Origin of the sequence: Methanolobus sp., assembly GCF_016278365.1 — an archaeon.
Lineage (GTDB): Archaea > Halobacteriota > Methanosarcinia > Methanosarcinales > Methanosarcinaceae > Methanolobus.
In genome coordinates this window covers 237176-237712 of sequence record NZ_JADQBZ010000004.1, presented here as the reverse complement: position 1 = coordinate 237712, position 537 = coordinate 237176, and the positions used below count along the sequence as shown (strand labels likewise).

Here is a 537-nt window from a genome sequence, read left to right as displayed (position 1 = left end):
GACATGAACCAGACTGAGGACATGAACCAGACTGAGGACATGAACCAGACTGAGGACATGAACCAGACTGAGGACATGAACCAGACCGAGGACATGAACCAGACCGAGGACATGAACCAGACCGAGGACATGAACCAGACTGATGAGGCCGGAATTACTTCTATTGTCATTCACTTCGAAGATACTTGGGACGGAGTACTTCCACCAAATAATGAAGGGTACGTTATTGCAGTAGACATCGCGAACATTGGAGAGATGGGAGATGACAATGCATGGATAACCCTTGGATTCTGTGAAGCATCTGAAGCCACAGAGGACATGAACGAAACAGAAGACATGGAAACTGTTGAGGAAACAGAGGACATGAACGAAACAGAAGACATGGAAACTGTTGAGGAAACAGAGGACATGAACGAAACAGAAGACATGGAAGCTGTTGAGGAAACAGGGGACATGAACGAAACAGAAGACATGGAAGCTGTTGAGGAAACAGGGGACATGAACGAAACAGAAGACATGGAAACTGGTGAGGAAACA

1 protein-coding gene is annotated in these 537 nt (G+C 46.4%); it reads left to right on the top strand.

The features are described from left to right. Positions 1–537, top strand: a 537-nt coding sequence (locus tag QZZ22_RS04780) for a hypothetical protein (RefSeq protein WP_292463103.1), incomplete at both ends; no start/stop codon positions are given.